At 63.9% G+C, this 20,909-nt stretch carries 26 protein-coding genes; 9 read left to right on the top strand and 17 right to left on the bottom strand.

The window, feature by feature from the left end:
* Nucleotides 1–2 precede the first annotated feature (2 nt).
* The 6 genes from ACFVTE_RS14110 to ACFVTE_RS14085 are packed head-to-tail and all read right to left on the bottom strand — an operon-like array spanning nt 3 to nt 7,961.
* Nucleotides 3–941, bottom strand: a complete 939-nt coding sequence (locus ACFVTE_RS14110; protein WP_387101329.1) for a DUF6177 family protein — start codon at nt 939–941, stop codon at nt 3–5.
* On the bottom strand, nt 938–1,318 hold the full coding sequence (locus ACFVTE_RS14105; RefSeq protein WP_387101328.1) for a hypothetical protein: 381 nt from the start codon (nt 1,316–1,318) through the stop codon (nt 938–940). The genes ACFVTE_RS14110 and ACFVTE_RS14105 overlap by 4 nt, the downstream gene beginning before the upstream one ends.
* Nucleotides 1,308–5,267, bottom strand: coding sequence for a type VII secretion protein EccCa (eccCa, locus tag ACFVTE_RS14100; protein ID WP_387101326.1), 3,960 nt, complete (start codon nt 5,265–5,267; stop codon nt 1,308–1,310). Before eccCa ends, ACFVTE_RS14105 begins: the two co-directional genes overlap by 11 nt.
* A gap of 3 nt (nt 5,268–5,270) precedes the next feature.
* Nucleotides 5,271–6,356 (bottom strand): hypothetical protein, encoded by a 1,086-nt coding sequence (locus ACFVTE_RS14095; RefSeq protein ID WP_387101324.1) that lies wholly within the window; start codon nt 6,354–6,356, stop codon nt 5,271–5,273.
* Nucleotides 6,349–7,701, bottom strand: coding sequence for a type VII secretion integral membrane protein EccD (gene eccD / locus ACFVTE_RS14090; protein ID WP_387101322.1), 1,353 nt, complete (start codon nt 7,699–7,701; stop codon nt 6,349–6,351). Before eccD ends, ACFVTE_RS14095 begins: the two co-directional genes overlap by 8 nt.
* Complete coding sequence (locus ACFVTE_RS14085; RefSeq protein WP_387101320.1) at nt 7,698–7,961, bottom strand: hypothetical protein; 264 nt, start codon at nt 7,959–7,961, stop codon at nt 7,698–7,700. The genes eccD and ACFVTE_RS14085 overlap by 4 nt, the downstream gene beginning before the upstream one ends.
* A gap of 218 nt (nt 7,962–8,179) precedes the next feature.
* Between ACFVTE_RS14085 and ACFVTE_RS14080 the strand changes: the two genes are divergently transcribed.
* From ACFVTE_RS14080 to ACFVTE_RS14060, 5 genes are all read left to right on the top strand, one after another.
* On the top strand, nt 8,180–8,521 hold the full coding sequence (locus tag ACFVTE_RS14080; protein WP_387101318.1) for a hypothetical protein: 342 nt from the start codon (nt 8,180–8,182) through the stop codon (nt 8,519–8,521).
* Nucleotides 8,522–8,602: 81 nt separating this feature from the next.
* Nucleotides 8,603–8,908, top strand: a complete 306-nt coding sequence (locus ACFVTE_RS14075; RefSeq protein WP_387101316.1) for a pore-forming ESAT-6 family protein — start codon at nt 8,603–8,605, stop codon at nt 8,906–8,908.
* Nucleotides 8,909–8,927: 19 nt separating this feature from the next.
* Nucleotides 8,928–9,251, top strand: coding sequence for a DUF6507 family protein (locus ACFVTE_RS14070; protein WP_387101314.1), 324 nt, complete (start codon nt 8,928–8,930; stop codon nt 9,249–9,251).
* Between the two features lie 328 nt (nt 9,252–9,579).
* Nucleotides 9,580–11,211, top strand: a complete 1,632-nt coding sequence (locus ACFVTE_RS14065; protein WP_387101313.1) for a hypothetical protein — start codon at nt 9,580–9,582, stop codon at nt 11,209–11,211.
* Between the two features lie 6 nt (nt 11,212–11,217).
* Complete coding sequence (locus ACFVTE_RS14060; protein WP_387101312.1) at nt 11,218–11,916, top strand: hypothetical protein; 699 nt, start codon at nt 11,218–11,220, stop codon at nt 11,914–11,916.
* A gap of 791 nt (nt 11,917–12,707) precedes the next feature.
* Here the strand turns inward: ACFVTE_RS14060 and ACFVTE_RS14055 are convergent.
* The 5 genes from ACFVTE_RS14055 to ACFVTE_RS14035 form a co-directional block, all read right to left on the bottom strand.
* On the bottom strand, nt 12,708–12,926 hold the full coding sequence (locus ACFVTE_RS14055) for a hypothetical protein (RefSeq protein WP_387101310.1): 219 nt from the start codon (nt 12,924–12,926) through the stop codon (nt 12,708–12,710).
* A 125-nt stretch (nt 12,927–13,051) separates the two neighbouring features.
* Entirely contained in the window at nt 13,052–13,300 is a 249-nt protein-coding gene (locus ACFVTE_RS14050) for a hypothetical protein (protein ID WP_387101308.1), read from the bottom strand.
* A 38-nt stretch (nt 13,301–13,338) separates the two neighbouring features.
* Nucleotides 13,339–13,551 (bottom strand): hypothetical protein, encoded by a 213-nt coding sequence (locus ACFVTE_RS14045; RefSeq protein WP_387101307.1) that lies wholly within the window; start codon nt 13,549–13,551, stop codon nt 13,339–13,341.
* Between the two features lie 79 nt (nt 13,552–13,630).
* A complete protein-coding gene (locus ACFVTE_RS14040; protein ID WP_387101305.1) occupies nt 13,631–14,302 on the bottom strand; it encodes a DUF6226 family protein in 672 nt (223 codons plus the stop codon).
* Nucleotides 14,303–14,311: 9 nt separating this feature from the next.
* Entirely contained in the window at nt 14,312–14,635 is a 324-nt protein-coding gene (locus ACFVTE_RS14035) for a hypothetical protein (protein WP_387101303.1), read from the bottom strand.
* Between the two features lie 91 nt (nt 14,636–14,726).
* Here ACFVTE_RS14035 and ACFVTE_RS14030 point away from each other — a divergent pair, with 91 nt between their 5' ends.
* Nucleotides 14,727–15,149, top strand: coding sequence for a DUF3592 domain-containing protein (locus ACFVTE_RS14030; RefSeq protein ID WP_387101460.1), 423 nt, complete (start codon nt 14,727–14,729; stop codon nt 15,147–15,149).
* Nucleotides 15,150–15,221: 72 nt separating this feature from the next.
* Nucleotides 15,222–15,374 carry a hypothetical protein gene (locus tag ACFVTE_RS14025; protein WP_387101302.1) on the top strand — a complete coding sequence of 51 codons (153 nt, stop codon included), beginning with the start codon at nt 15,222–15,224 and terminating at the stop codon, nt 15,372–15,374.
* A 643-nt stretch (nt 15,375–16,017) separates the two neighbouring features.
* Here ACFVTE_RS14025 and ACFVTE_RS14020 read toward each other — a convergent pair.
* From ACFVTE_RS14020 to ACFVTE_RS14005, 4 genes are all read right to left on the bottom strand, one after another.
* Nucleotides 16,018–16,284 carry a hypothetical protein gene (locus ACFVTE_RS14020; protein WP_387101300.1) on the bottom strand — a complete coding sequence of 89 codons (267 nt, stop codon included), beginning with the start codon at nt 16,282–16,284 and terminating at the stop codon, nt 16,018–16,020.
* 41 nt (nt 16,285–16,325) lie between these two features.
* A complete protein-coding gene (locus ACFVTE_RS14015; RefSeq protein ID WP_387101298.1) occupies nt 16,326–16,544 on the bottom strand; it encodes a hypothetical protein in 219 nt (72 codons plus the stop codon).
* A gap of 372 nt (nt 16,545–16,916) precedes the next feature.
* Nucleotides 16,917–17,312: a DUF5956 family protein gene (locus ACFVTE_RS14010; RefSeq protein ID WP_387101296.1), complete on the bottom strand. Its 396-nt coding sequence runs from the start codon at nt 17,310–17,312 to the stop codon at nt 16,917–16,919.
* A gap of 31 nt (nt 17,313–17,343) precedes the next feature.
* A complete protein-coding gene (locus ACFVTE_RS14005; protein WP_387101294.1) occupies nt 17,344–17,502 on the bottom strand; it encodes a hypothetical protein in 159 nt (52 codons plus the stop codon).
* Between the two features lie 882 nt (nt 17,503–18,384).
* Here ACFVTE_RS14005 and ACFVTE_RS14000 point away from each other — a divergent pair.
* Both ACFVTE_RS14000 and ACFVTE_RS13995 read left to right on the top strand, forming a co-directional pair.
* The gene (locus ACFVTE_RS14000; RefSeq protein ID WP_387101293.1) at nt 18,385–18,969 is read left to right on the top strand and encodes a hypothetical protein; all 585 of its coding nucleotides are present in this window, start codon (nt 18,385–18,387) and stop codon (nt 18,967–18,969) included.
* A 304-nt stretch (nt 18,970–19,273) separates the two neighbouring features.
* Nucleotides 19,274–19,465 carry a hypothetical protein gene (locus ACFVTE_RS13995; RefSeq protein ID WP_387101291.1) on the top strand — a complete coding sequence of 64 codons (192 nt, stop codon included), beginning with the start codon at nt 19,274–19,276 and terminating at the stop codon, nt 19,463–19,465.
* 129 nt (nt 19,466–19,594) lie between these two features.
* On the opposite strand, the gene ACFVTE_RS13990 is transcribed toward ACFVTE_RS13995, so the two are convergent.
* Both ACFVTE_RS13990 and ACFVTE_RS13985 read right to left on the bottom strand, forming a co-directional pair.
* A complete protein-coding gene (locus ACFVTE_RS13990) occupies nt 19,595–20,176 on the bottom strand; it encodes an RBBP9/YdeN family alpha/beta hydrolase (RefSeq protein ID WP_387101289.1) in 582 nt (193 codons plus the stop codon).
* A 72-nt stretch (nt 20,177–20,248) separates the two neighbouring features.
* Complete coding sequence (locus tag ACFVTE_RS13985; protein ID WP_387101287.1) at nt 20,249–20,776, bottom strand: HAD domain-containing protein; 528 nt, start codon at nt 20,774–20,776, stop codon at nt 20,249–20,251.
* Nucleotides 20,777–20,909 lie beyond the last annotated feature (133 nt).

Raw genomic sequence — 20,909 nt, 5'->3', positions numbered from 1 at the left:
AACTACGGGCTGTCCGCCCGGGCCGCCGCAGCGAGTATCCGCTGTTGGAAGTCTCGGGCGCGTCCCCCGTCCCATGCCGGACTTTCCGGGTAGCGGATGGCCAGGTGCTGGAACGGGGCGGTGCCAAGGAGGTTGCTGACCACTCCCGCCAGTTCCGGTGCTTGGGTCTGGACCGTTCGCCCAAGCGCAGGGCCCAGCACGAGGAGCTGTGGGACCCGGAAGGCGTCTTTGCCTGCGGGCACAGTCAGTCCAACGGCGCCGAAGTGCAGTTCGATACCGAGTTCCTGAACGTTGGCCGCCACGGCGGCTGCCTCGACCTCTGCGTGCCGGTCCACGTTCCAAAGTGAGCGTCGCCCCGGACCGGCCGTTCCACCCGCCGACCGGTTTGGTGACAGCAGCACGTCAAACGATTCGATCACGCCGGTATCGGTACGGTAGGCGGTGATCGCTCCGGCGAATCCGGGGCCGGACTGCAGCATGGTTCCCAGCGGCATGTGATGGCGGAACCATTCCGTCACGGCAGCGGTGTCCCAGGAGTGCTCCAGCGGCTCGGTCGGGCCCATGTGCTCGGGTTCGCTTTCCAGGGAGGCCAGCAGCATGCGGGCGCTGAAGGAACCGATCACTAGCTCTTCGGTGGCAGCGTGGAGCACGCTGCCATAGATTCGGAGAGCGGGGGTCTGTCTCGGGGGCGGTTCGTCCTCTCCGTGAGGAGTCAGCGCGTTCCCCAAATCCCCACCGGGGGTTGCTGTGACCCAGGGGATGCCGGCTGCTTTCAGGAACGCCAGCATGGGATAGCTGGGCGCGGCTTCGGGAGCAGTTTGCAGTGCGACGATACCGCTTTGGTGTGCACTGCTGGTTGCCTGGTGGAGTTCGCCCCATAGCGTGCGGCTGAGCCACGGCCGGGTGGCCTTGGTTTGGACTAGGACCAGAGGAGTCGTCATGAGCCCCAGTCCGCGTTGATGACCTCGTTGGCTTGTGGATCGATCAGCAGTCCCTGGGTGCCGATCACTGTGATCATCAGGAATGAGCGCACGGCCTCGGCGGTGTCCTTATCGTAGGGGCAGCTCACTTCCGATACCCATGCTTCTTGCTTGAGCTGGTTGGCAACCTGCTCGCCGAAGATCCTGGTGACTTCGGGTACCGGGACCGGCCGCGGGGTGGTGAGGAGGGCCAGGTCCTCTCCGTTGAAGCTCATGACGAGGTTGTCTGAGCCTTCCACGGCTGACAGGGTGAACTTGTTCTCGAACTGCACGGACGCGGCCTCGAAGAGATTCAACGTCGGGTTCTGGTCGCAGATGAGGTGGAACTCATAGCTCATGGTGGGGCGCCTCGCCGTTGTAGTGGAATGTTTGGAGCATAACCGGAGGGCGGCTGGGCCGCAGGATCCTGGCACGTCCGGTTGCCAGCGGGATGGGACGTTCGCCGTTGGCGATCACCCCTTCGGACCGATCCCCGGAGAACATGATGACAGGAGCGCCCGCCGCCCTGAGGCTGGAGATGAACGGATCGTGGACGGTCACCGCGGCGCCGGTTGTCCTGGCGGTGACCAGGGCGAACAGCCCGACATCGGCCCCTGACGGAAGGTAGCCGGCAAGCGGTCGCAGCGGCTGGTTTCCAGTGGCGGCCAGGATGTCGTAATCGTCCACAAGCAGCACGATGCGGGGTGTTCGGACAGGGGCGCGTGTCCCGTCGCCGAGCCGTTCACGCGCCTGGCCCGCAACAAATTCCGCAAGTTGGGCGGCGCGCTGGCCGTTTGCCGCGTATTCGCCGAGGTAACCGTCGGGGACGAAGTCCTGGAGCTGCTGGCGCGGGTCGAAGATGGCGAACGCGAGCTCGCCTGGTTTATGGGAGGCGATGAGTTGGGCGGCCGCGGTCCGCAGGAGGTTGGTTCTGCCGGTTTCTGGGTCGCCGAAGATGACCGCGCCGCGGTCGGCGCCAAAGAGGTCGAGGGTTTCTGTTCCGGCGTCATGTTCCCGGATGCCAAGTGCCGTCCTGCCTCCTGCCGGACTGTAGTCCACTGGCAGTTGAACGTGCTGGGGGAGGACCCGGACAGGGGGCGCGGTCTCCGTTGAGTACCGTCGCAGGACGGAGGCGAGTTCCGCCAGATCGCGGCCCGTATCCGCAGGGTCTGGGAGTTCGGCCAGGGATGGCAGCGCAAAGTGGCCGATCGTCTTCTCGGTCGTGAGCGCGCGGCCAGGGCGGTGGGCGCCCAATGTGGTGGCGAGCCTGCGGTCGATGGAGTCCGCCGGATCGGAGATGTGCAACTCGATCCGGTTTCCCAGGAGTGACTGTCTGGACATTCGGATTTCCGACCAGTTTCGGACGCTGACGATCACGTGCACGCCCAGGGAGCTGCCGCGGGTCATGATGTCGTGAACGGCATCCTCCAGTTCCGGGAACTCGGAGGTGAGGCTTCCGAATCCGTCGATGAACAGGAAAGCATCGGTGCAGCTCAGCTCCTTTAGCGCGCCTTTGCTTCGCAGGGACCGCATGGCCTGGAGCGAATCGAGGTTGTGGGTCTCGAAGACTGCCTGCCGGGCGTTCAGGAGGCTTTGGACCTCTTCCACTGTCCGGCGGAGCAGCTCGCGGTTGCCGCGTCCTGCCGTCCCGCTGCAGTGGGGCAGGTCGGCCAGACCGGACAGGGCGTTGCCGAGCAGGTCGACGCCGTAGATGTTGATGTCCTGAACGCTGTGGCTGAGGGCGAGGGATGCGGCGATGGTGCGGAGGGCTGTGGATCTTCCGCTTTGGGGTGCTCCGATGACTGCCAGGTTGCCGCCGCGCGCCGACAGATCCAGGTGCCAGGGGCCTTGCCACTGCCTGGCTGGGTCGTCGAGGATTCCGACGGCGGGATGAAGGTGACGTGGTTGGGCCAGCCGTGGCCCGGTGGAAGTGAGATCGAGCGGGGCACCGGTGACGGCGAGGGAGATGGCCGTCGGCAGCGGAGGTAGCCACACAGGGGATGTCTGGCGGGGTTGTGCGGAGGCGAAGCCGACGATGGTCGAAAGGATGGTGGCGGCGCCCGGGCTGGTCTTCTGCTGCGGCACGGCTGGGCGCGCTACGGTATCTGGATTTTTGGTGGCTACGTTGTTGTGTGCGTCCCCGGCTAGTCCAAAGACTCTTACGGGCTCGGCCGCGGGTGCGGTGGGAATGGCATCGTCCACTTGTGAGGGCAGGGCGCCGGAGACGTAGGCGGCGCGGAACTTCTTGAAGACGGTCGTGTCCACCTTGAGGATGCCGTGTCCAGGGGTGCTGGGCAGGTGGTAGGCGTCGGGCACGTCAATGATGGTGCGGCTTTCGCTCTCGGAGTTGGTGTGGAGCGCGATGCGGTAGGCAAGGTAGGTGTCCAGGCCCCGGAGCATTCCGGTCTCTACTTTTTGTGAGGCCAGGAGCAGATGGATGCCGATCGAGCGGCCGATCCTGCCGATGGACAGCAGCAAGTCGATGAAGTCAGAGCGGGTGGTGAGGAGCTCACCGAACTCGTCAATGCATACGAACAGGTAGGGCAGAGGTTCCTGCAGGGCGGCATCTGCCGGGTTGCGGTCACGGGCCAACCGGTAGTCGTTGATGTGGGCGAAATCGCCGCCGTTCCTGAGCAGTTCCTGCCGCCGTTTGACCTCCCCGGACAGGCTGGAGTAGATCCTGTCCACCAGGCTGGCATCGTTGACCAGATTGGTGACGAGACCTGAGACATGGGGAGCGTCCTCAAACGGAGCGAATGTGGCGCCGCCCTTGTAGTCCACGAGGACCATGTTGAGGTCCTGCGGTGAATGGGTGGCGATCAGGGAAAGAACAATGGTGCGCAGCAGTTCGGATTTGCCCGAGCCCGTCGCGCCCACGCACAGCCCGTGCGGTCCCATGCCTTGCTGCGCCGGTTCCTTGAGATCCAGGTGCACCGGCGTACCGTCCTCGTCCTCACCCAGGGCGACGCGGAGGAAATCCGGGCCCCGCTGGGTCCGCCAGAGCTGGAGCATCGATTCGGCGGTGTAGTCGTTAAGACCCAGAGCCTCCGCGTAGCTGCGCGAGGATCTGTGTTCGCCAAACTCGTGGGACACGTCGGAGAGTCGGAGGGGAGCCAAGCTGCGGGCCACGGCGTCCGCTATTGCGGGTGGCACGGCATCGGCAATCCCCCTGATCTTCTGCCCGGTCGCGGTCACCTCCAGGGTGAGGGAATCCGGTGCCACGGTGAGTCGCAGGTCCACGTGTTCAGGTTCCTGCTGTTGCTCTGCGAGTAGGTGGATACGGGTGACCGCAAGCCTGGTCAGCGGCAGGTCCGCGGGCAAACCGGGAAGCGGGTCGGCGTTCTGCGCGGTCAAGTCTGTGATGATAACCAGGCGGGGAAGGGCATCGGGCGGCAACTGCTGGAAGTTCCGGGCAGCGCTGCTCAGGGCGGCCGCCCGGGCGTCCAGTTGGCCACGCAGCAGTACCGCCAGTTCCTGTAGTGAGCCAGCCCGGCGCAACGTCCCATGTTCCTGCATATGGGGAAGCCACTTGGTCCAGTCCCAGGCTTCCAGCTCGGTCTCGGAGGTGACAATTGCCAGTTCGACGTCCTCTGGTGATTGCGCGGCGGTGAGCTGGCAGATCAGGTTCCGGCATACCGTCAGCGCTGTGGCCCGGTCACCCACGATGGACACGTCAGACACGGCGCCCAGCGGCAGGGTCAGGGGCATGTCGGGGGTGCTGCTAAATCGTTGACGGAGGTCTTCGGCCTCGGACAGCATGAACGCGTCCGGGCGTTCTACGGAGTCGCCGCTGTCCTGAACGCTGATGCTGCGCCGGGGCACGGTGCCGGTTCCGATGCGGGTGATCAGGAAATCGGGGCTGGTCCGGCGGCGTTCCCATAGCCGGTGCGGGTCATTGACGATGTTTTCGACCAGCCGGTCAGCCGGGGGATGGGCGGCATTGGCTCCCGCCCGCGCGAGGTGCTCTTCGTCTTCAAAGTCCTGGCGGCGTCGGCGCAGGTAGTCCATGTAGAGCCGCCGCTTGGCTGCCCGCTGCCGTGTTGCCTTGCCGCGCTGGGAGAACATCAGCACCACCGAGGCCAGCACTGTTGCCACCATCATGATCGCGCCGATACCGGCCAGTGAGGAACCCCGGAACAGCATCATTACGGTCACTGACGTTGCGGCACCGAGCATGGGCACCAGCGCCAGCAGGTTCATTCCGCCGGCTCCCGTGGCAAGCTGCGGCGGTGCGTCCAGCTGCGCGGGCTCCGGCGTGCATTGCGGCAAGGTCGTTCGTGCCGGCCTGTGCACAGTTCGCGTGGTCATAGCCTACGCCCTGTTGGCGGCCAGCAGCGCCATGCCGGCAATCTCGGTGGCGGCGATCCTCGTCCTGGAACCAAGCCTGCTCAGTTGCAGCGCGCCCCCACCTGCAAGGTGCCGGTCGAACGGCAGCACCCTGTCGGCAAGCCTCCGCTCCTGACTGTCCCTCGACCGCACCGTGACCTCCAACTGCTGCACCTGCGGAAATGCCCCCGTCAAGGTGGCCTGGATGGATGCCAGCTTGGCCGGTGCATGGTCACCGGGAGGCGTGACCAGCACGACGGCGTGGGCCGTTTCCAGCAGGGCGGCGGCGTGGCGGGACAGCGGGGCGTTGCCTGCGTCGACCAGTGTGACGGCCATGAAGCGGGACAGCGTGGAGGACACGTCCGTCCACTCCCGCGGGTTGATCGGTGAGTCCGCCACTGCGGGCACGTCGTGGCGGTCCGCAGCAAATACCTGATTGCCACAGGCTGCAGCGTTGGTGGTGGCTTCGGGAAGGCTTCGGACCGGTCGGGTCTGGAAGTTGCGTATCAGGGCTGACATCGCAGCCGGTGCAGGCGCGCCCAGATACCGGAGCAGGTCACCGGCCTGGTCCGTGGCGTCCAGTGCCATGATTGGCTCCTGACGGATGCTGCCCAGAAGCTTGGCGAGTACGGCGGTGACAGTGGTTGTTCCTGCACCTCCGGCCGTTCCCAGGACAACGACCCGCCGTCCGGTGGTTATCGGGGCCTCAACTGCTGCGCAGCCGCGGATAAGCCGCTCGGACAGGGCCCCGGAGGTGATGGCATCGGTGACTTCAAAGCGCACGCGCTCCCAGAGACTGTCCCCGCCGTTCCTACGGGACTTTTCGGGACGTGCCGCGGCTGCCGGGGTCGACGGCGGAGGCGCATGGCGGGGGATCGGCGCCGGTGCAGGCACATTGGCGTGCGCCGGCGCTGCTGCGCTGCGGACTGCTGTCTGGTTGGCCGCGGGGGTCATTCCCGGGAAACCGCCGGGGGAAGACGAGCGCTGTGTGGTTTGGCTCGGTTCCTGCGGAGCCTGGGCCTCGGTGTCGGGGCGGCCGATCGGGAATCCTGTGCGTGGTTGGTCAGCCAAAGGTCTGTCCTAGCTGTGTGTAGGCCCCGGACAGTCCCAGGACCAGAGGAATGGTCGACAGTACGCAGAGGAGTTCCAGCCGGGACGCCGCCACGCGGAGGCGTGCGGCGGCCTGAGGCCGGACTCGGGCGATAGAGGCGATGAGCACGAGCGCTCCCATCGCGCCGGGGCCGCAGAGCAAAAGTGGCTGCCCGAACGTCAGGGCAAACGTTGCTGTCACCCCCAGACAGGCCGCGGCGGCTGCCACATAGATTCCTGCCCGCTGCGCCAGCAACGGCAGGGAGAGTCCGCGAAATGTCAGCACTCCGAGCAGAGCGATGGACAGCAGCGCAGCCCAAGGAAGTCGGTCTGTGGCCGTAGCGGTGACAATAGCTGAGGTGGCGGCAACTGTGGCCGCCGTCAGGGTCCATCCAGTCAATGTTGCGTGGGCTGAGTGCACGGCGTCGAGGGTGGTGTTCCGGGAGATACGTTTGCCCTGCCGCTGGTCGTCGTCCAATCCGCTCAGGCCTGTCAGGACTGTGCTCAGCCGCGGAGCGACACCTAGTGCGAAGATTGCGGCGATGCCGGTCAGGGCCGCCGCCAGTGCCTGATCGCCTGTGCTCCAGGCCAGGACAGTCCATGCGCCTCCCAAGGCAAGGAGCAGTGCGGCGCTGGACAGGAACGGGACATGCCGGCCGGTCGCGACGGCGGCCCCCGCCATCGCAAGAACAACAGCTCCCGGGAAGAGCAGCGCCCCGGGCTGGGGCCCTGCGACGATGCTTGCCGCAGCCGAGACAGCCAGCCCGGCGCACAGAAGGGCTAGCCCTGCCGGCGCTGAGCGCCACCGGCCTGTAACTGCGCCCGTCAGCATCAAGATCGCAGCGATGATGAGCCCGGCGAGTACGCCGTCGTAGCCGCCCCCAGGGCCCAGCAGCACGAACGACGCACCTGCCCCCACAAGCAGCAGACCCGCCACGGCAGAGAGGCCTGCGGTCCGCAGCGCACCCGCCCACAGCGCAGGAATCCGTTCGGTCGCTTCCGCTGCAAAGGACGGAACGTCATAAACATCGGGAGCAGGAGGTACGTCGCGTTCATCACGCAGATACAGCAAGGAGCCCTCCGGGACGCCGGCCTGCCTGAGGGTCAGCGAGTTTTCAAGGGCGATACCTAGGCTCGTCGTCAATACGGTCGACCTGACAACCGCGCCGCTTCCGCTGAATGACCTTGTCGGCGAACCATCAGTGCCGTCGTTCATGAGCGCCAGGATCTGTGGCATCAGCGAAGCCACAGGTTCGTCGGATGGAAGCCGGAGGTCGAGGTGCCGGTGGGGTGCGATAACGGTAACTCGGCTCAAGGCGCCGCTCATGGAGTTCCTTCGGAAACAGTGACGGTAGTTGCCTGCGCGGACTGCCGCGCGGATTGTTCATTGAGCAGGTGTTGGACAAAACTAAAGCCGACGCAGATAGCTGCGATGAGAGCTGCCAGCAGCAGCGACTGCATCAGCCTGGTCGTCACCGTGGCGTAGGTCCGTTCCTGTGGATTCCTCCCAAACAGGAAGGAATCGTCGAGGCGGTGCTTCCGCACGCGTGCTGACTCAAGCAGCCGGGAATCGTAATCTTCCGCCATTCTCGTCCCCCTCCGGACTCCGATTTCGGCGTTCCCGGTTGTCGTAGTGCCAATCAGCCTTTAAACCTATCGCGCCAGGTTTCCGGTGCAAGTCACACGCTGTTTCTTGACCTGTTTAGTGCATCGACTGGACTTAACTCTTCGGTTTGTCCATCCTGTTAATGGTGTCCGGTGCCGTCCGGCGTCGGCGCTGTCCTACATTCCTACTGGGGGGAACGATGGCTATTTTTGACATGGGTGCCGACACCCTAGGCAACCTGAACAAGCAGACCGACTCATCACATCAGGATCTCGGCGCCCTCGTCCGGCGTTTTGTGGATGCCGTGACGCCGCTCGAGGGGCGCTTTAGCGGTGCAGGCAAGGCGGCATTCGATTCATTCAAGAACCGCTCGGACCTGGTCGCCTCGGAGTTGAACACTGCGCTTGCCTCAATCGTTCGGGGCCAGTCCGGCATGGATACAGCCTTCCAACAGGGCGACCTGGCTGCTGGCGACAACGCCCGCCGCAGCGAGGGATCGGCGAACTTCGACGCCGCACGCTTCCAGGGGCGGGCCCTCTAGCCCGTCTTCTGCCGTCTTCCCGCAGCAAATCCTTTCTCTGAGTCCGGAACGGAGCAGGAGCCGCAAGGCCCCGACCCAAAAATGACTGCAAACCGCATCGCATACGACACGAACGTTTCCTCCCAGGTCCAAGGCGACATCCAAGCCCTCGCCGCACAGTTGGAGAGCCTCATCGCCCAGCGCCAGTCCGACGTCAACCAAGCCATGTCCGACTTCCGTGCCGACGGCGTGGACGCCGAGTACCAGGCCGTGGAAGCACGCTGGGGCAGCGCAGCCGCCGAGGTCAAGGCCATCATCGCGCTGGTCTGCAGCACACTGGGCCTGAACGACGAAACCGCAACCACCGCCTCAACCTCTGCCCGCAACGCGGTGCAGGGCATTGGCTGACCGGCGGGTTCGTTAGCGCATGGCTGGCACCTGGAATATCGACGTGCCGGCGGCCCGAGGGGTCATCAGCTCCACTGCCGCCTCAGTATCAGATCTTCAACGTCCCCTGGAGCAAATGCGGTCGGCCGTTGAAGGACTAGCTGCCGCAGTGCCTTCAGCCGTCGTACAACAAGCCCTAGGTTCCCTCCTAGAGATGACATTGAGCCCAGCAGTCAAGGACGTGGTGGACAGGAGTACCACCGTCGTCTCAGGCACATCGGGGGCAGTCGGGCACTATGTCAACGGCGACCTGGTCATGGCGTCCACAGCCGCGAGCAGTGCCGCATCCATTCACACCAAGTAGGGGCTTAGCCTGCCTGAGCCACTGTTGGCCGACACATTGACCTTCACCGGGACGGAAAATAAGGATGAGCGGGGACTTCACCCAAGTGTGCGCCGTCGGCGCGGGAGCGAGCGGCATCGATATGGGCGCGTTACCGCCCCTACCGGACGCGGACACTTTAGAGACACACGCTCGTGCACTCTCCGTCTCCGGTACGTCTGTTCATTCCGGCGTCAGCCCTGCAGCAGGGACATGGGCGGCTCTCTCAGGGTTCTACCAAGCGCCTGAAGCTGGCCAGGTTCTTAGCGGCTTCACACCCGTCCTCTCTCGTTCCCAAGCACTCGAAAATGTGACCCTCCGTGCTTCCGAAGCATTGACGGCCTACGCCGAAAGGGCCCGGGAATTGAAGCGACGCGTCACCGCCCTCGGCGCCGACGTGGAAGCGCTCGATGAGCTAATCCTGGGTAACGATGATTGGCAGACGAAAATCGGCATCGTAGACCAGCGACGCGAAACCTACGACCGCGTCAGCGCCCTTGCCCAGGAAATCCTGGACTCCGACGCCGAATGCGCCTCAGCGCTGAATGCGCTGGCCGGCGGGGAAACTGTCACGGCCCCAGTCATCCAGCGACACAGCCTGGACAGTTCCACAGACTGGTTCGGCAACGTATTCACACACGTCCAACACTTCCTGGGGACCGATGAGCAGATCCCCGACCAGCCTTGGGGGCCTGCCAATGCCTCCGTTCGCCTGGGCGGGATCGGATCCACCGGGCAGGGCTTCCTCGGCGCCATCGTAGGGGCGGGACAAGGTCTCTATACCCTGTTGGGGACGTCCGACAAACTGAAGCAGGCCCAGGCGTGGCAGAGCATGTGGGCACTGGCCGGCGCGGTGATTACCACGAAATCCGTTATCGATCGGGGAGCCCGCGACCTCTCCGCCGAGGACGTGAAAGCAGTCCTCACAGTGGCCGAAGCAGGAAAGACAGCCGTGCACTACGACGAGTGGGGAAAGGACCCTTGGTACGCCGGCGGTGCTGTGACATTTGACGTCGCGTCACTCTTCGTTGGTGGCAGCGGCGCCGGGCTCAAAGCAGGAACCCTTGCTGGTAAAGCCGGAAGACTTACTGAGGGCGCAGCGGACCTCTCCAAGGCCGCGTCAGGGCTTACGACCGCGACGCGAGGGGCGTTGAGCGAGGCCACGGCCGCTGTGGCCTCGAAACTGGGCAAGGCGCGAATCGCCGTCTGGAACCAAGGCATTGGCGACGCCCTTCGGAAGCTCGACGAGGGCCTGGCCAAGGCAGGGCAATCAATTGGCGGCCTTTCTCCAGAGCCCTCCATCGCGGGTATCCACAAAGGGGTCCCCGACGTAAATGGTTCCGGCACCTGGCTAGCGCATACCGAGTCCCGGACTGTGTCGAGCGAACGGGTAACTCCACCCTCCGCGCTCCCTGACATGACTCCCAGAGCGGTCGATCATACGCTCGGCGATGCCACACTGCCGGGGCGTCACCCCGATCTGCAACCAGTCATCGGGGACACTGACGGCGGGGTCGGTCGATGGGAGGAACCAACTGGGGGGCGAAGTTTGAACGGCGTTCCAGACCAGATATTCGGGACCGGAGTGGAAACGGTCGGACCAAACGGAAAGCTCCTCGAGTATGTAGTCGTGCACGATGGCATGAAGGTTGACTACGACGGACACTTCTGGCGGGGACACCCGCCGATTGAGATATACCAGGAGATCAAGGGTAACTACAGTTACTTGGACAAGCCGTTCTTCCAGAGGATTAGAGCGACCGACAGGACGCTTGGAAAATGGATCGATGGGCAACTCGACAGGCAGCTTGAAGCCTTACCTCCCGGCGCGCGACTGGAATGGATTTTCACGAGGAATGAAGACCTAGCCCGCCGGTTCCAGCAGATAGTGCGTGAAGAAGAGCTACCCGTGGATGTGAAATACATCCCCCTGACCCAGTGAAACGAAATGGACAAGCACGAAATGTTCAAACAAGAGCTAGCCCAGAAGCCTTTTGTCCTCTGCCGGTGGCCGGCCAGGACTGAAGCCCAGCATGACATTGCTGCGAAGCTGCTTCAATCGCTAAGCGCGGTGGCAGCGTCCCTTCAAACGGACACCTTGGACTGGTCAGCAGATGTGGGAGAAGAAAACGACTTCACGATGATGCCGTTTCCCGCCAACGTCCGTCCCGATGATGTGGATCTCGCGTCCTTTTCTAAGACCGATGACGCGGGCCAGATCTGGCAGAAAGGCGGACTCGCCATTCCTCTGTACGGCCGGATAAGCACTTGGCCGAAGGAGGATATGGTTGCATTCACGGGCACTGTGGGAGCTGCGACCCGTCGAGGAAACTCCCTGAAAGTTGACTTCCTTACCGAGGACATCGAGCTGATCCCACCCATGAAGCAAATCTCTGCTCTCGTCGAGGCTTTGGGCGAAATCTGGGATGCGGACTGGTGTGCGGCACTCACGCACGAAATCGTTGAGGCCGTCGACTGGCCAATTGGAGCCCCGAAAATTGGCTTGGTGACCTACTGGTCCGACCGACTAGGCCGCGAACTGCCCGCGGAGGACGGGGTTATCCTACAGAAAACAGCTAAGGGCCGCCTGGCTGACGTTTCCCATCTGGACATTGACTCCGCAATTGAATATGTCCGGAAGGCTTAAGAAAAAATTCTCCCGGGACGGCGTGTCACCACCGATCCACCGGTGGTCCGCGACTGGCAAGGCACAGAGAAAAGCCGAGCTCACCGGTCCGGACAACGTCAGGCTCACCGTCATGGCAGGGAGCAATACCGGTACGCGGTCTTTGGGAGCCAGTGGGTGCACGAGGTGCCGATGAAAGGTATGGGCATTGGCCAGCAACTGGGCTGGCTGACCGAGCAGCTCGCGACGAGGGCTGTCGGGGCACCAGTTAGCGGCCGGGAGAGTATGTCTGCAGTGGCATTGCTGGTCCCCCTACCGGGGATTCTTTTGGAGCCCCCTAAGCAGGCAGTCTTGCCGGGTTGTCTCAGAATTTGCCGGGGCTTTCCGCAAGGTTCGATCAAGTTCGGCGGGCCGAAGACCCAAGGGGGTCGGCCCCTGGCTTCCAATCTCTACCGTCAGGTCGGAATGGCCGCCGCGGGGGAGAACCCCCTCCGCCGCGGCTTGGGGGAACCGGTCGACGGAGGGGGCGATTGGGGAGGCCGGAGGGCCAAGGTCCCGATGAGGTCGGGACTGCTGCTGTTGCCCAGTAGGACTTATCGCTTCCAGCAGCCCGGTCTTCTGTGTCGGTAACTGACACTCTTCTCCCAGAAGCTCAAGAATCCCGGCGTAAGCGGTCAATAGTCGATCAAGAATTGCAGGACGAGCATCAAGGCTGGATCGGTACATTTCCTGAGAGCGCGTCAGCCGTCGTGGCGGGGCTTCCTGCCGCGCTTTCTCCCGGTCTGCCAGCCGGGCAGCGCCTGGTCCAGCGCCTAGACCTTTGACTCGTCCGGTTCTCCGCGGTGGAGCTTGGCCCGCTGGAAGTGGAGCCACACACCCAGATCATGCTCCAGCCCTGTCACGAAGGCTTTGTGCCGAGGCCAGTCGTTGCCGGCGGCCCGATACTCGACCAAGGACGCGAGCCGCTCGTCCCACCATGATTTGTCGGCCTCTGCCCGGCTCGGAGTCTGCCAGCCAGACAGTGCCGCCATACCATCCTTGTAGGCAAGCGCAAGCGTGCCCTCACGGGCTTCCTCCCTCCGACGCTGCAGCCACGCGGCCAGACTTCGCTCAGACTCGCTGGTGCTGGCCCTGGACGGGTACCGGCCAGCCTCCTCTACGAACACCGCGAGCTGGCGCATGTGCTCCAGGCCCCCGCCGTCGCCTTATGCGCTGTCCTGAGGGCAGCGGCCGCCTTGTGCGCGGTCCGCAAGTCAGGGTCTGCTTTCCTGGCCATGTCCAGGTGGTAGCCGACCGTCGAGGTCGGAGCGCCGACCAGTTTCGCGATCTGGGCGCGGGTGAGGCCGCCACGGTACATCAGCGCCCACTCCGGATTCGGAGCTGCCTCCCATCTTCTGTCAGCCACGGGATCCATCCTGCCAGCTACGGTTCAGGTGCCTACATTCACAACGGTCGGCGCTTCGCCAATTCCTGTTCGGCAGCGACCCGCATCAGTCTGAAATGGCGTGTGGCCTTAGGTGCACGCCCGGTCCCCGGGGCATCGGCGGCATCCTCACGATCGCTGGCACACTTGCGCATCACTTCGACGCGGGCGTCATCGGCGGAGCTCAGATCCCGCTCGAAATCCGACAAGGATTTCCACCACATAGTCGCCATGGACACAGCCTATTGACTCAAAGGCCCCGGACGCGGCTGCGTCCAGGCATGTTTGGGTGGGGGCGGGCGAGACGGAGCCTCATTGCCTATGCTCACCGGGAGGCCAGGGGAGCCAGCCGTTTGGAACATCCCTCAGCCGGGCCTTGGCGCTCCGCAGACGGTCGGGGACAATCGACCCGGGATCTCCCTGTCCACTTTCTTCCGCTGATCCGTCGGCCGCCGTCAGTCCATAGCCCAGCCACCGCCGCCAGCCGACCGGATAGCGTTCGCTGTACCCGCCGGCCGTGACCGCAAGCACGAGCAACTCCAGCCGGTCAGCTGCCGATTCAGCCGTTTCGTCGCACGCATCGCAGCTGCAGGGCGGGAACGCGAAGTCGTGAAGCACTCCGGCGTGAACGATGACTCCCGGCGGTTGTGTGAGCACGAACGTCAAAGACGCGGTCCCCGCTTTTCGTGGCGTAACCCGGACCGACTCCACCACAGCTTCGGGCTGCCTGAGCAGGTCATTGATGGTGGACTGATTGTCGTCGACCTCGACGTCGAAGGTTGCCGTGAGATGGGCGATGAGGGCGTGGGCGACGTCGTGCAGTGCTGCGAAGCGCTCCGGGTGGTTGAGCACGCTGTAGGCATCCTCCGGCGGTCCGTCCTCACCCCAGCGCTGGCCGTAGGGGATGGGTTCACCTTCGCTGGAGTAGTAGGTGGATGTGGGCAGGGCGGGACGGACATATCGTGGATCCTCACCTATCCCCATGCAGCCATCCTAGCCCTGGCGCAAAAGCCGACAGGCGCACCACCTGGCGTAGGCCTGCTGAACATCACGAAGGTCGACGGCAAGTGCTGCCATGCCAATCGTCGGCGGCCCAGGGTGTTCCGACGGTTCACCGAACCATTTATGCCAGACAGCGGCCACTACATCAGCAGTGATGGGTTCACCTTTGGCGATGATGCAGGCGAAGTCTTCAGCCTCCGGGTCGTACTCGTCCGCCGGCGCCCCGAGATCCAGGACGCCGAGCAGGTCGTGCCTGTTAAGGCAGGCGGTAACTGCCTCGCGCAGCTGGCTGTAGCCGCGGGTTCTAGTGCTCATGGCGGCCAGTCTAGAGCCTGTCAACAGGCATGCCGCTGAGAGACCGGGCATACTTCTTGGTGACTGCGACTTGGGGGACGCTTTGAAAATAGTGCTTTACATCATCTGGATAGTGTTCGGCGCGGCCGCGGCCGCCACCTGCATCCATTCACTGCGGAAAACGCAGGCCCAGGAACGGCTGATCGACGCTTGGCCCAAGGTGCAAGCGACCGTCACCGGCAGCCGGGAAGGCTGGACCTCGGGCGTCGGCAACACGAACAGGAACGTGCGCTTCTGGCCGACCTACGAGTTCACCGGGCCACAGGGCGTTCTCTACTTCGGCGAATCGGAGGTCTCCCTGGTGGAGCGGCCCGTTCCCGGCTCAGTGCTGGAGGTGGCCTACAACCCGGAGAGCCCCGGGGAATCCTTCGAGGTCGCGCACCCGTCCAAGCTGGTGCTGGGCTGTGTGATCCCGTTCTTCGCCGTGTTCGCGGTGGCTTCCTTCTGGTTCATCGGAGTCTTCCCGTTCGGCTAACCAGGGGCGCATGATCCAAAAATGTCGCTATGCTCCCACCATGGGTAAAGCAACTAAGGGCAGAACGTCGCCGTGCTCGCGGGCCTGTCGGTGGCAGCCGTTTCACTGTTTGCCGCGTGGGTAAGTGGCAACATCCCGCTCCCAGCTGTCCTCGCCACGTCCCTGATTCTCGGAGTAGTCACATTCCTGGCCACCGACAGGAAGGACGCCAAGAACTTCAGCTAGGATCCCCGGGGTTTAACGTAAACCCTCGGTCATATGTCCGTGCTGGCTGTGAGAGTCTGTGCCAGGCATGGCCGTCCCGTATGACGCGCAGACGGCGCGACGCTCGGAGTGATCTACCGGAGTCCCGATTGGGTCAGCGCCCACAGCAAAATGGGTAAGTGGAAGGAATCGCAAATGGGGGAGCAAGATGGCCGAGCGAACAGGCACGGCAGTACAGCATTCTTACCGCTCGGGATCGTGTTTCTCGCCCTGGCGGTAGTCATGCTGTTCCTGGGAAACGTAGCCTGGATCGCGTTCTTAACCATGGGCGCCACGTTCCTCATCGTTGGCTTGCAGAATCGAGCGGGGACAGGTCAGCGCCGATCCGGGGATGCTCCTGGGGATCGGCCCTGAAATTCCCCGCTCCGGCAACGGCCAGCGCCAACTCCATGTCGCAGAGCGTGGCCGAGCTGCGGCTCGACGGCGACAAGAGCGTGGGGTGAGCCGGAACGCGTCACCGTTCAAGGCCGATGGCAGCACCCAAAAGCGCATGAGTATCCTTGGCGGCCGGAAGGCTCACAGGCGCAACGGCAGCCCTGTGAAGGCTTCCCGCAACAAATACACGTGGTGACCATGACGGGTGGCCAGCCTGTAGAGCGGGCGCCTAGGTAGTTTGCTGGCCGTCGGGGAACTCGCGGAGTATTGCGGCAATGGTGCGGACGGCAGCGGGATCCTGGCCCCAGGGGACTCCGTTGGCCGTGCAGGCGTGGAAGCTCATCACCTTGGAGCCCCGGGCCGCTTCGGTCAGTTCGGCCCAGGCCTCCTGCAGGTCCTCGGTTTGTGCCAGCGGGGCACTCGCTTGGCCTGCGGCTTCGGCTGCGCGGCTGCCTGTGGCTTTGGCCTTGCGGCGGAATAGATGTTTGAGGCTCACGCTTGTCTCCTTTCTGACAATGCCTGGTTGACGTGATCTGTCTAGGGGGCCGGGACCATCCAGAATCCGGCGACGGCCGCACTGCTCGGTCCTGTGGTCATCGGCACCAGATGGCTGAGGACCTGACCGGCCTCCAGGTTCACGGTCATGGTGCTGGCTGTTCCGCACTTGAGCGCGAGTTCGTGGGTTGATCCTCCTCTGCGGTCCGGCTGTGCAATGAGGAGGGCTGCATCCGTGATGCCGACACATGCAGAGGTCACTTTGTAGCGTCCGTGAGGTATGCCAGGCAGCGAGGTGCGGTGCCCGTCTCCGCTAAGTCCGCCCCAGCCGCCAAGGACGAGGTCAGAGGGCCTTGGGCCGAGGATCCGTTCCAGTTGTACTTGGTTGCCTGCCTGCTTTTCGGCCAGCGCGGTATCGGCCGTCGGCGGTGGAGGCGGGGCCGGCCGGGAAGTTGAAGGTGGCGGGGCGGTCGCAATGCCGGCCTCGTCGTCAGTGTATGCGCAGGCGCTCAAGACCCCTGCCGAGCTGGCAATGACCAGCAGTGTCGCCATGCCGCGGACTCGTTTCCCCCCAAGGAACCCCATGCCCGAAGCCTAGCGGCATCCGCATCGGTGGGCTACCGCCGAACTCGTTCAGCGACGCACTGTGTAGACGTCACGGAGCACTTCAACGAATACACTGCGCAGCCGTTTCGGGTCGACGCTGCCGTTAGCAGCCCGAATGATCGCCGCGTCAACGTCTGCCAGGAAAGTCTCTGGCGATCCGTGATCGTCCGGAACACGAATCATCCAGACATATCCTCGCGGCCGCGACGGAACGCCAGCGCCCCGGAGATACGTGTCGATGTCGTCATCGACGTGTTGCCGGTCAGCTGAGGTGAAGGGCCCCTCGAACCGCTGCTGTTGTCCAGCATGCTCGGTGTAGCCGGTCAACGTCCTGCCCGCATCCGAGGCCGGACGGCGACGGACGTTCTCTTTGCCGGCCGCCCACCCCATCAGGGCACCCCAGCCGTTCTCCGGCAACTCCACCCATGATGCCGACGGCTCGGTCTCCTGTATGTCAGACCACGTGGAACTGAGCCCTGATCCACGTTTCGACGTCGTCCGCCACTGCCCGTTGCCCGTCATTCCGCGCCAGACCAGTCAGGTCTGCGAGAATCGCCTCCAACTCTGGGGAGGGGCCGTTCTCGGCCAGGAGGAGAGCCTCCCAGCGCTTCATGTTGGTTTCCGTGCCGAACCCCCCCCCGACCGCCGTTCCTGGATTGCCTCGAGCAGGTTTTGCCGGTCAAGTAGGCCAGTCAGCGTGGGGAGGCCATCAGTTGTGAGCTTCGCAACCATGTCCAAGGCAGCGAGTTCGGCTTCGGTAGGGGTGGTCATGCTCCACCGGATTTCCCTGTCGGATCCCGGAGCGGAGGCGTCCAGACGGTCCCAGTAGATGTTCCACAGGTGGCCGGGATTCTTGGGAATTTCCGTGCGGTACTGGTGCGCGAACCAGGCCAGGCATGGGCGGGGCGCCATCGAGAGGTTCGAGCCTGGCTGACTTCCTAGGCATTCAACACCTGAGCGCTCACTCCGGGTGGGCCTGGACCGGCCGAACATTCTCGCAATTCCGGCCCACACTTATCGGCTTGGTTGACTTTGTCCGCCGTGGGCATCGGGAAGCCGCCGCGGGCGCAGTGGGTTCCACCACCGGGGGCCGTCGCCAAGGAAACGCCCGGCCGCTCCGAGCTGCCTATCCCTCCTTCCCGCGGACGGAAGTCCCGCATTCCAGCGTCCGGAGTTCGCGGGCGACGGCTTCCAGGGCGGCGGCACGGGCGGCGGCGCGATCGGGAGCGCGTTCCAGCGTGATAGCCCGCCTCCAACCAGTCTGCCCAGCTACTCCGCCCATACGGCGCCGCCTTCTCAGGCGTCCGTTTCCTGATCTGCTCCGTGGGCGGTGAAAGGGAAGGCAGCGAATCCGCCTACGGGTGCTGTGAGCAACAGGGTCCCACGTATGGCGTGTAGGGACCATGACAAAAGTCCAGTCGCGTAGGACATTTTTTGGTATTGACTACGACGGCGCACCGGCGGATCGTAGCCTACTGGCGGAAGGAATCCTACAGTGAGCAACTACGTTGTGCGTGCCCTGAAATTCACCTGCGTCGCTGACACCGGGCCCGACTGGGGCGGGACCGACGACCTGTACTGGATTTTCACGGCTCTCGATCCCGGTGCGCAACAGACCAAGACCATGCGGTCGAATGTCTTCGCCGAAGTCATCCCTGGTGGAACCAGGCTCTTTCCGCCAAAGAGTGTCGTTTGGCCGAAACAAGGGGACATCGACGGAGCCCCGGGTCCTATTGCCCTCAGCGTCCAACTCTGGGAGGAGGATCAAGGCAATGCAGAAGCTACCCGGAAAACGACCGAACAGGAGATGTCCGCTGTCGGATACCTGCCGCAGCTAACAGACTGGGCCGCCCAGGCCGCGAGCGTCGTGGGATTAGCTGTCGTCGGCGCTGTTGAGGACGAGGTCATGGGAGCCAAAACATTCCTTTTCCAGCAGTCCAGGCTCCGGAAGCTGCTTAAAAATCCGGGGGATTCCTACATAGAACGGTTCCTGTTCGGCGGGAACACGGGCGACCTCCTGTTCGAAGTGGCGGGGGTGCCGGACTATGAACTCTTTCTGCAGGTCGAGAGGGTGACCTGAGAGCCGACCGTGGTCGGCGTCACCGATATGGAGTGCCAGATCCGTCTCGTACAGCGGGGACCTCACCCAGGACAGGAAATCATCTGACTCAGCCATGGACTCTGATGTTCCGGGAGGACAGCGGTTACGAGGCTCTTTGCGGAGAATCACTCCCTCACCACCCGCACGGCGGCCACCCACATGATCAAGCAAGGCTCCGGCGCCGTACTGATGTTCGGCGGTTCCGGATCGCAGCCGCTCCTGGGGCTGGGCGGGTTTAAGGTTGCCCTGGACGCGTTGGAGGGAGTGCGCCGGCAAAGGGCGATTGAGTTGGGCCCGCACGGGCGTGCGTGTGGTCACCATGGTGACCGGTGGAATCATCGAGGCCATTCCTTGGCAGGTCGAAGGCCGCGCGGAGATCGAGGAGGGAATCAAGAAGGCCTCGCCCCTGAACCGCACCACCACTCTGGAGGACGTCGGTAAACGGTGCGGCCGGGTGCAGGACCCTCCGCGGTAAAGAAGTCCGGGATTCCGGGGAAACCATCAGCGAACGCACCTTGATCCCGTAACTGGGTGCCGGCGTCGTCAGCGTCCTGCTGGTAGCGGTACGCGACCGTTTGCTGGAACCGGTCAAACGGCGTCTGGCCTAGTGGGCCCGAATCACGTCGAGCAGCGCCGGAAGCCTTGTGACGCCGTCTTCTGTCATGAAGTGTCCTGCCCCTTGGTGAACCTGCAGCCGTGCGCCCAGACGCCGGGCGAGGTCACCGGATGCTGCTGGCGGTACGAAAGGGTCCGTGTCAGAGCAGATCACTGTTCGTTCCCCAATGCTCGTTGCCACTCGTTCAACGTCAACGTCACTTGCGAGGAAGCCATCGAGTTCCGGCAGTGCTTCCAGTGGTTCTGTGAAGCCGGCCACCAACACGAGACCGCCCAGCTCCCAGGGCTCAGACAGCGCCGCGAGTACTCGTAGGGCAGTAACCACACCGAGGGAATGTGCCACAACTACCGTTGTCGCATCTGGCACTCCCAGCGCCGTGCTGACAGCGTCCTCCCACGCTGCCGCGTCGGGAGAGTCTGGGGCAGGGAGGGGAACGACTGCGACGGCTATGCCTTCAGCTTCGAGGGCGCCTTGAAGCCAAGGAAACCAGTTTGCGTCCGGCGAAGCTTCGTACCCGTGGACGATCACGACACGCTGGACGGGTCGAACCGGGACGTTGCTGGCGTTCATGTTCATAGGCAAAGACTCTAAACGGTCAGCTCGCGGGCAGCGCCAGGTGGCTCCCAACGAGATCGGGCCCATTCAGTGTCTGTCCCAGGCCGCAGGTCTGCCGTCAGGTGGCCGGTCCCGGTCTTCACTATTAATGAAAACCTGCACAGCCACGACGTGGGCTTCCGTCAGGCCCTCGGCGGGGAGCGGCTTCTCCAGCAGGACGGGTTGGTGATACAGATGCGCCCAGTCGTGCACGTCAGCCCCTAGTGCGTCGTCGATCCATACAATCGCGTCCCAGTCCGCGTCACCTTCGGATTCCATTTTGTTCAACCACCTGGCTACGGACCCCAGCTTGGGCGTCTGCTGGTCCTCATCGTCCGGCTCGGGCGTTATCGCCACCCGCAGCGGGTCCACCCCAAGCTGCAGCTGCGCTTCGAGGCTATCCACAAAAGCTTCAGATGATGTCGACACCCAGGCGATCCTCCCTTTGGTGGCGAGCCGACGCACCAGAGCAGCCTTCAAATCGGATAGGTGGGGATTCGCGCCACCGGAGCTGTCATCCGACTGAAGCTTCGGGTTGAGCACACCGTTGATGTCGAGGAGGATGATCGGCTTCATAACCGGGACCATAGTCTGTCTCCAAGCAGGAGGATAGTCCCCCTGCTCCAACCAGGCACCCGCCAAAGTCTTCCCCTCCCTTCCCGGGGGCGGCGCATCATTATTGCGTGCGGCGGGCGGCCCGGACGTGGAG

It is taken from the genome of Arthrobacter sp. NPDC058097 (assembly GCF_042884885.1).
Taxonomy (GTDB): Bacteria; Actinomycetota; Actinomycetes; order Actinomycetales; family Micrococcaceae; genus Arthrobacter.
This window is presented reverse-complemented; position numbering and strand designations above follow the sequence as displayed.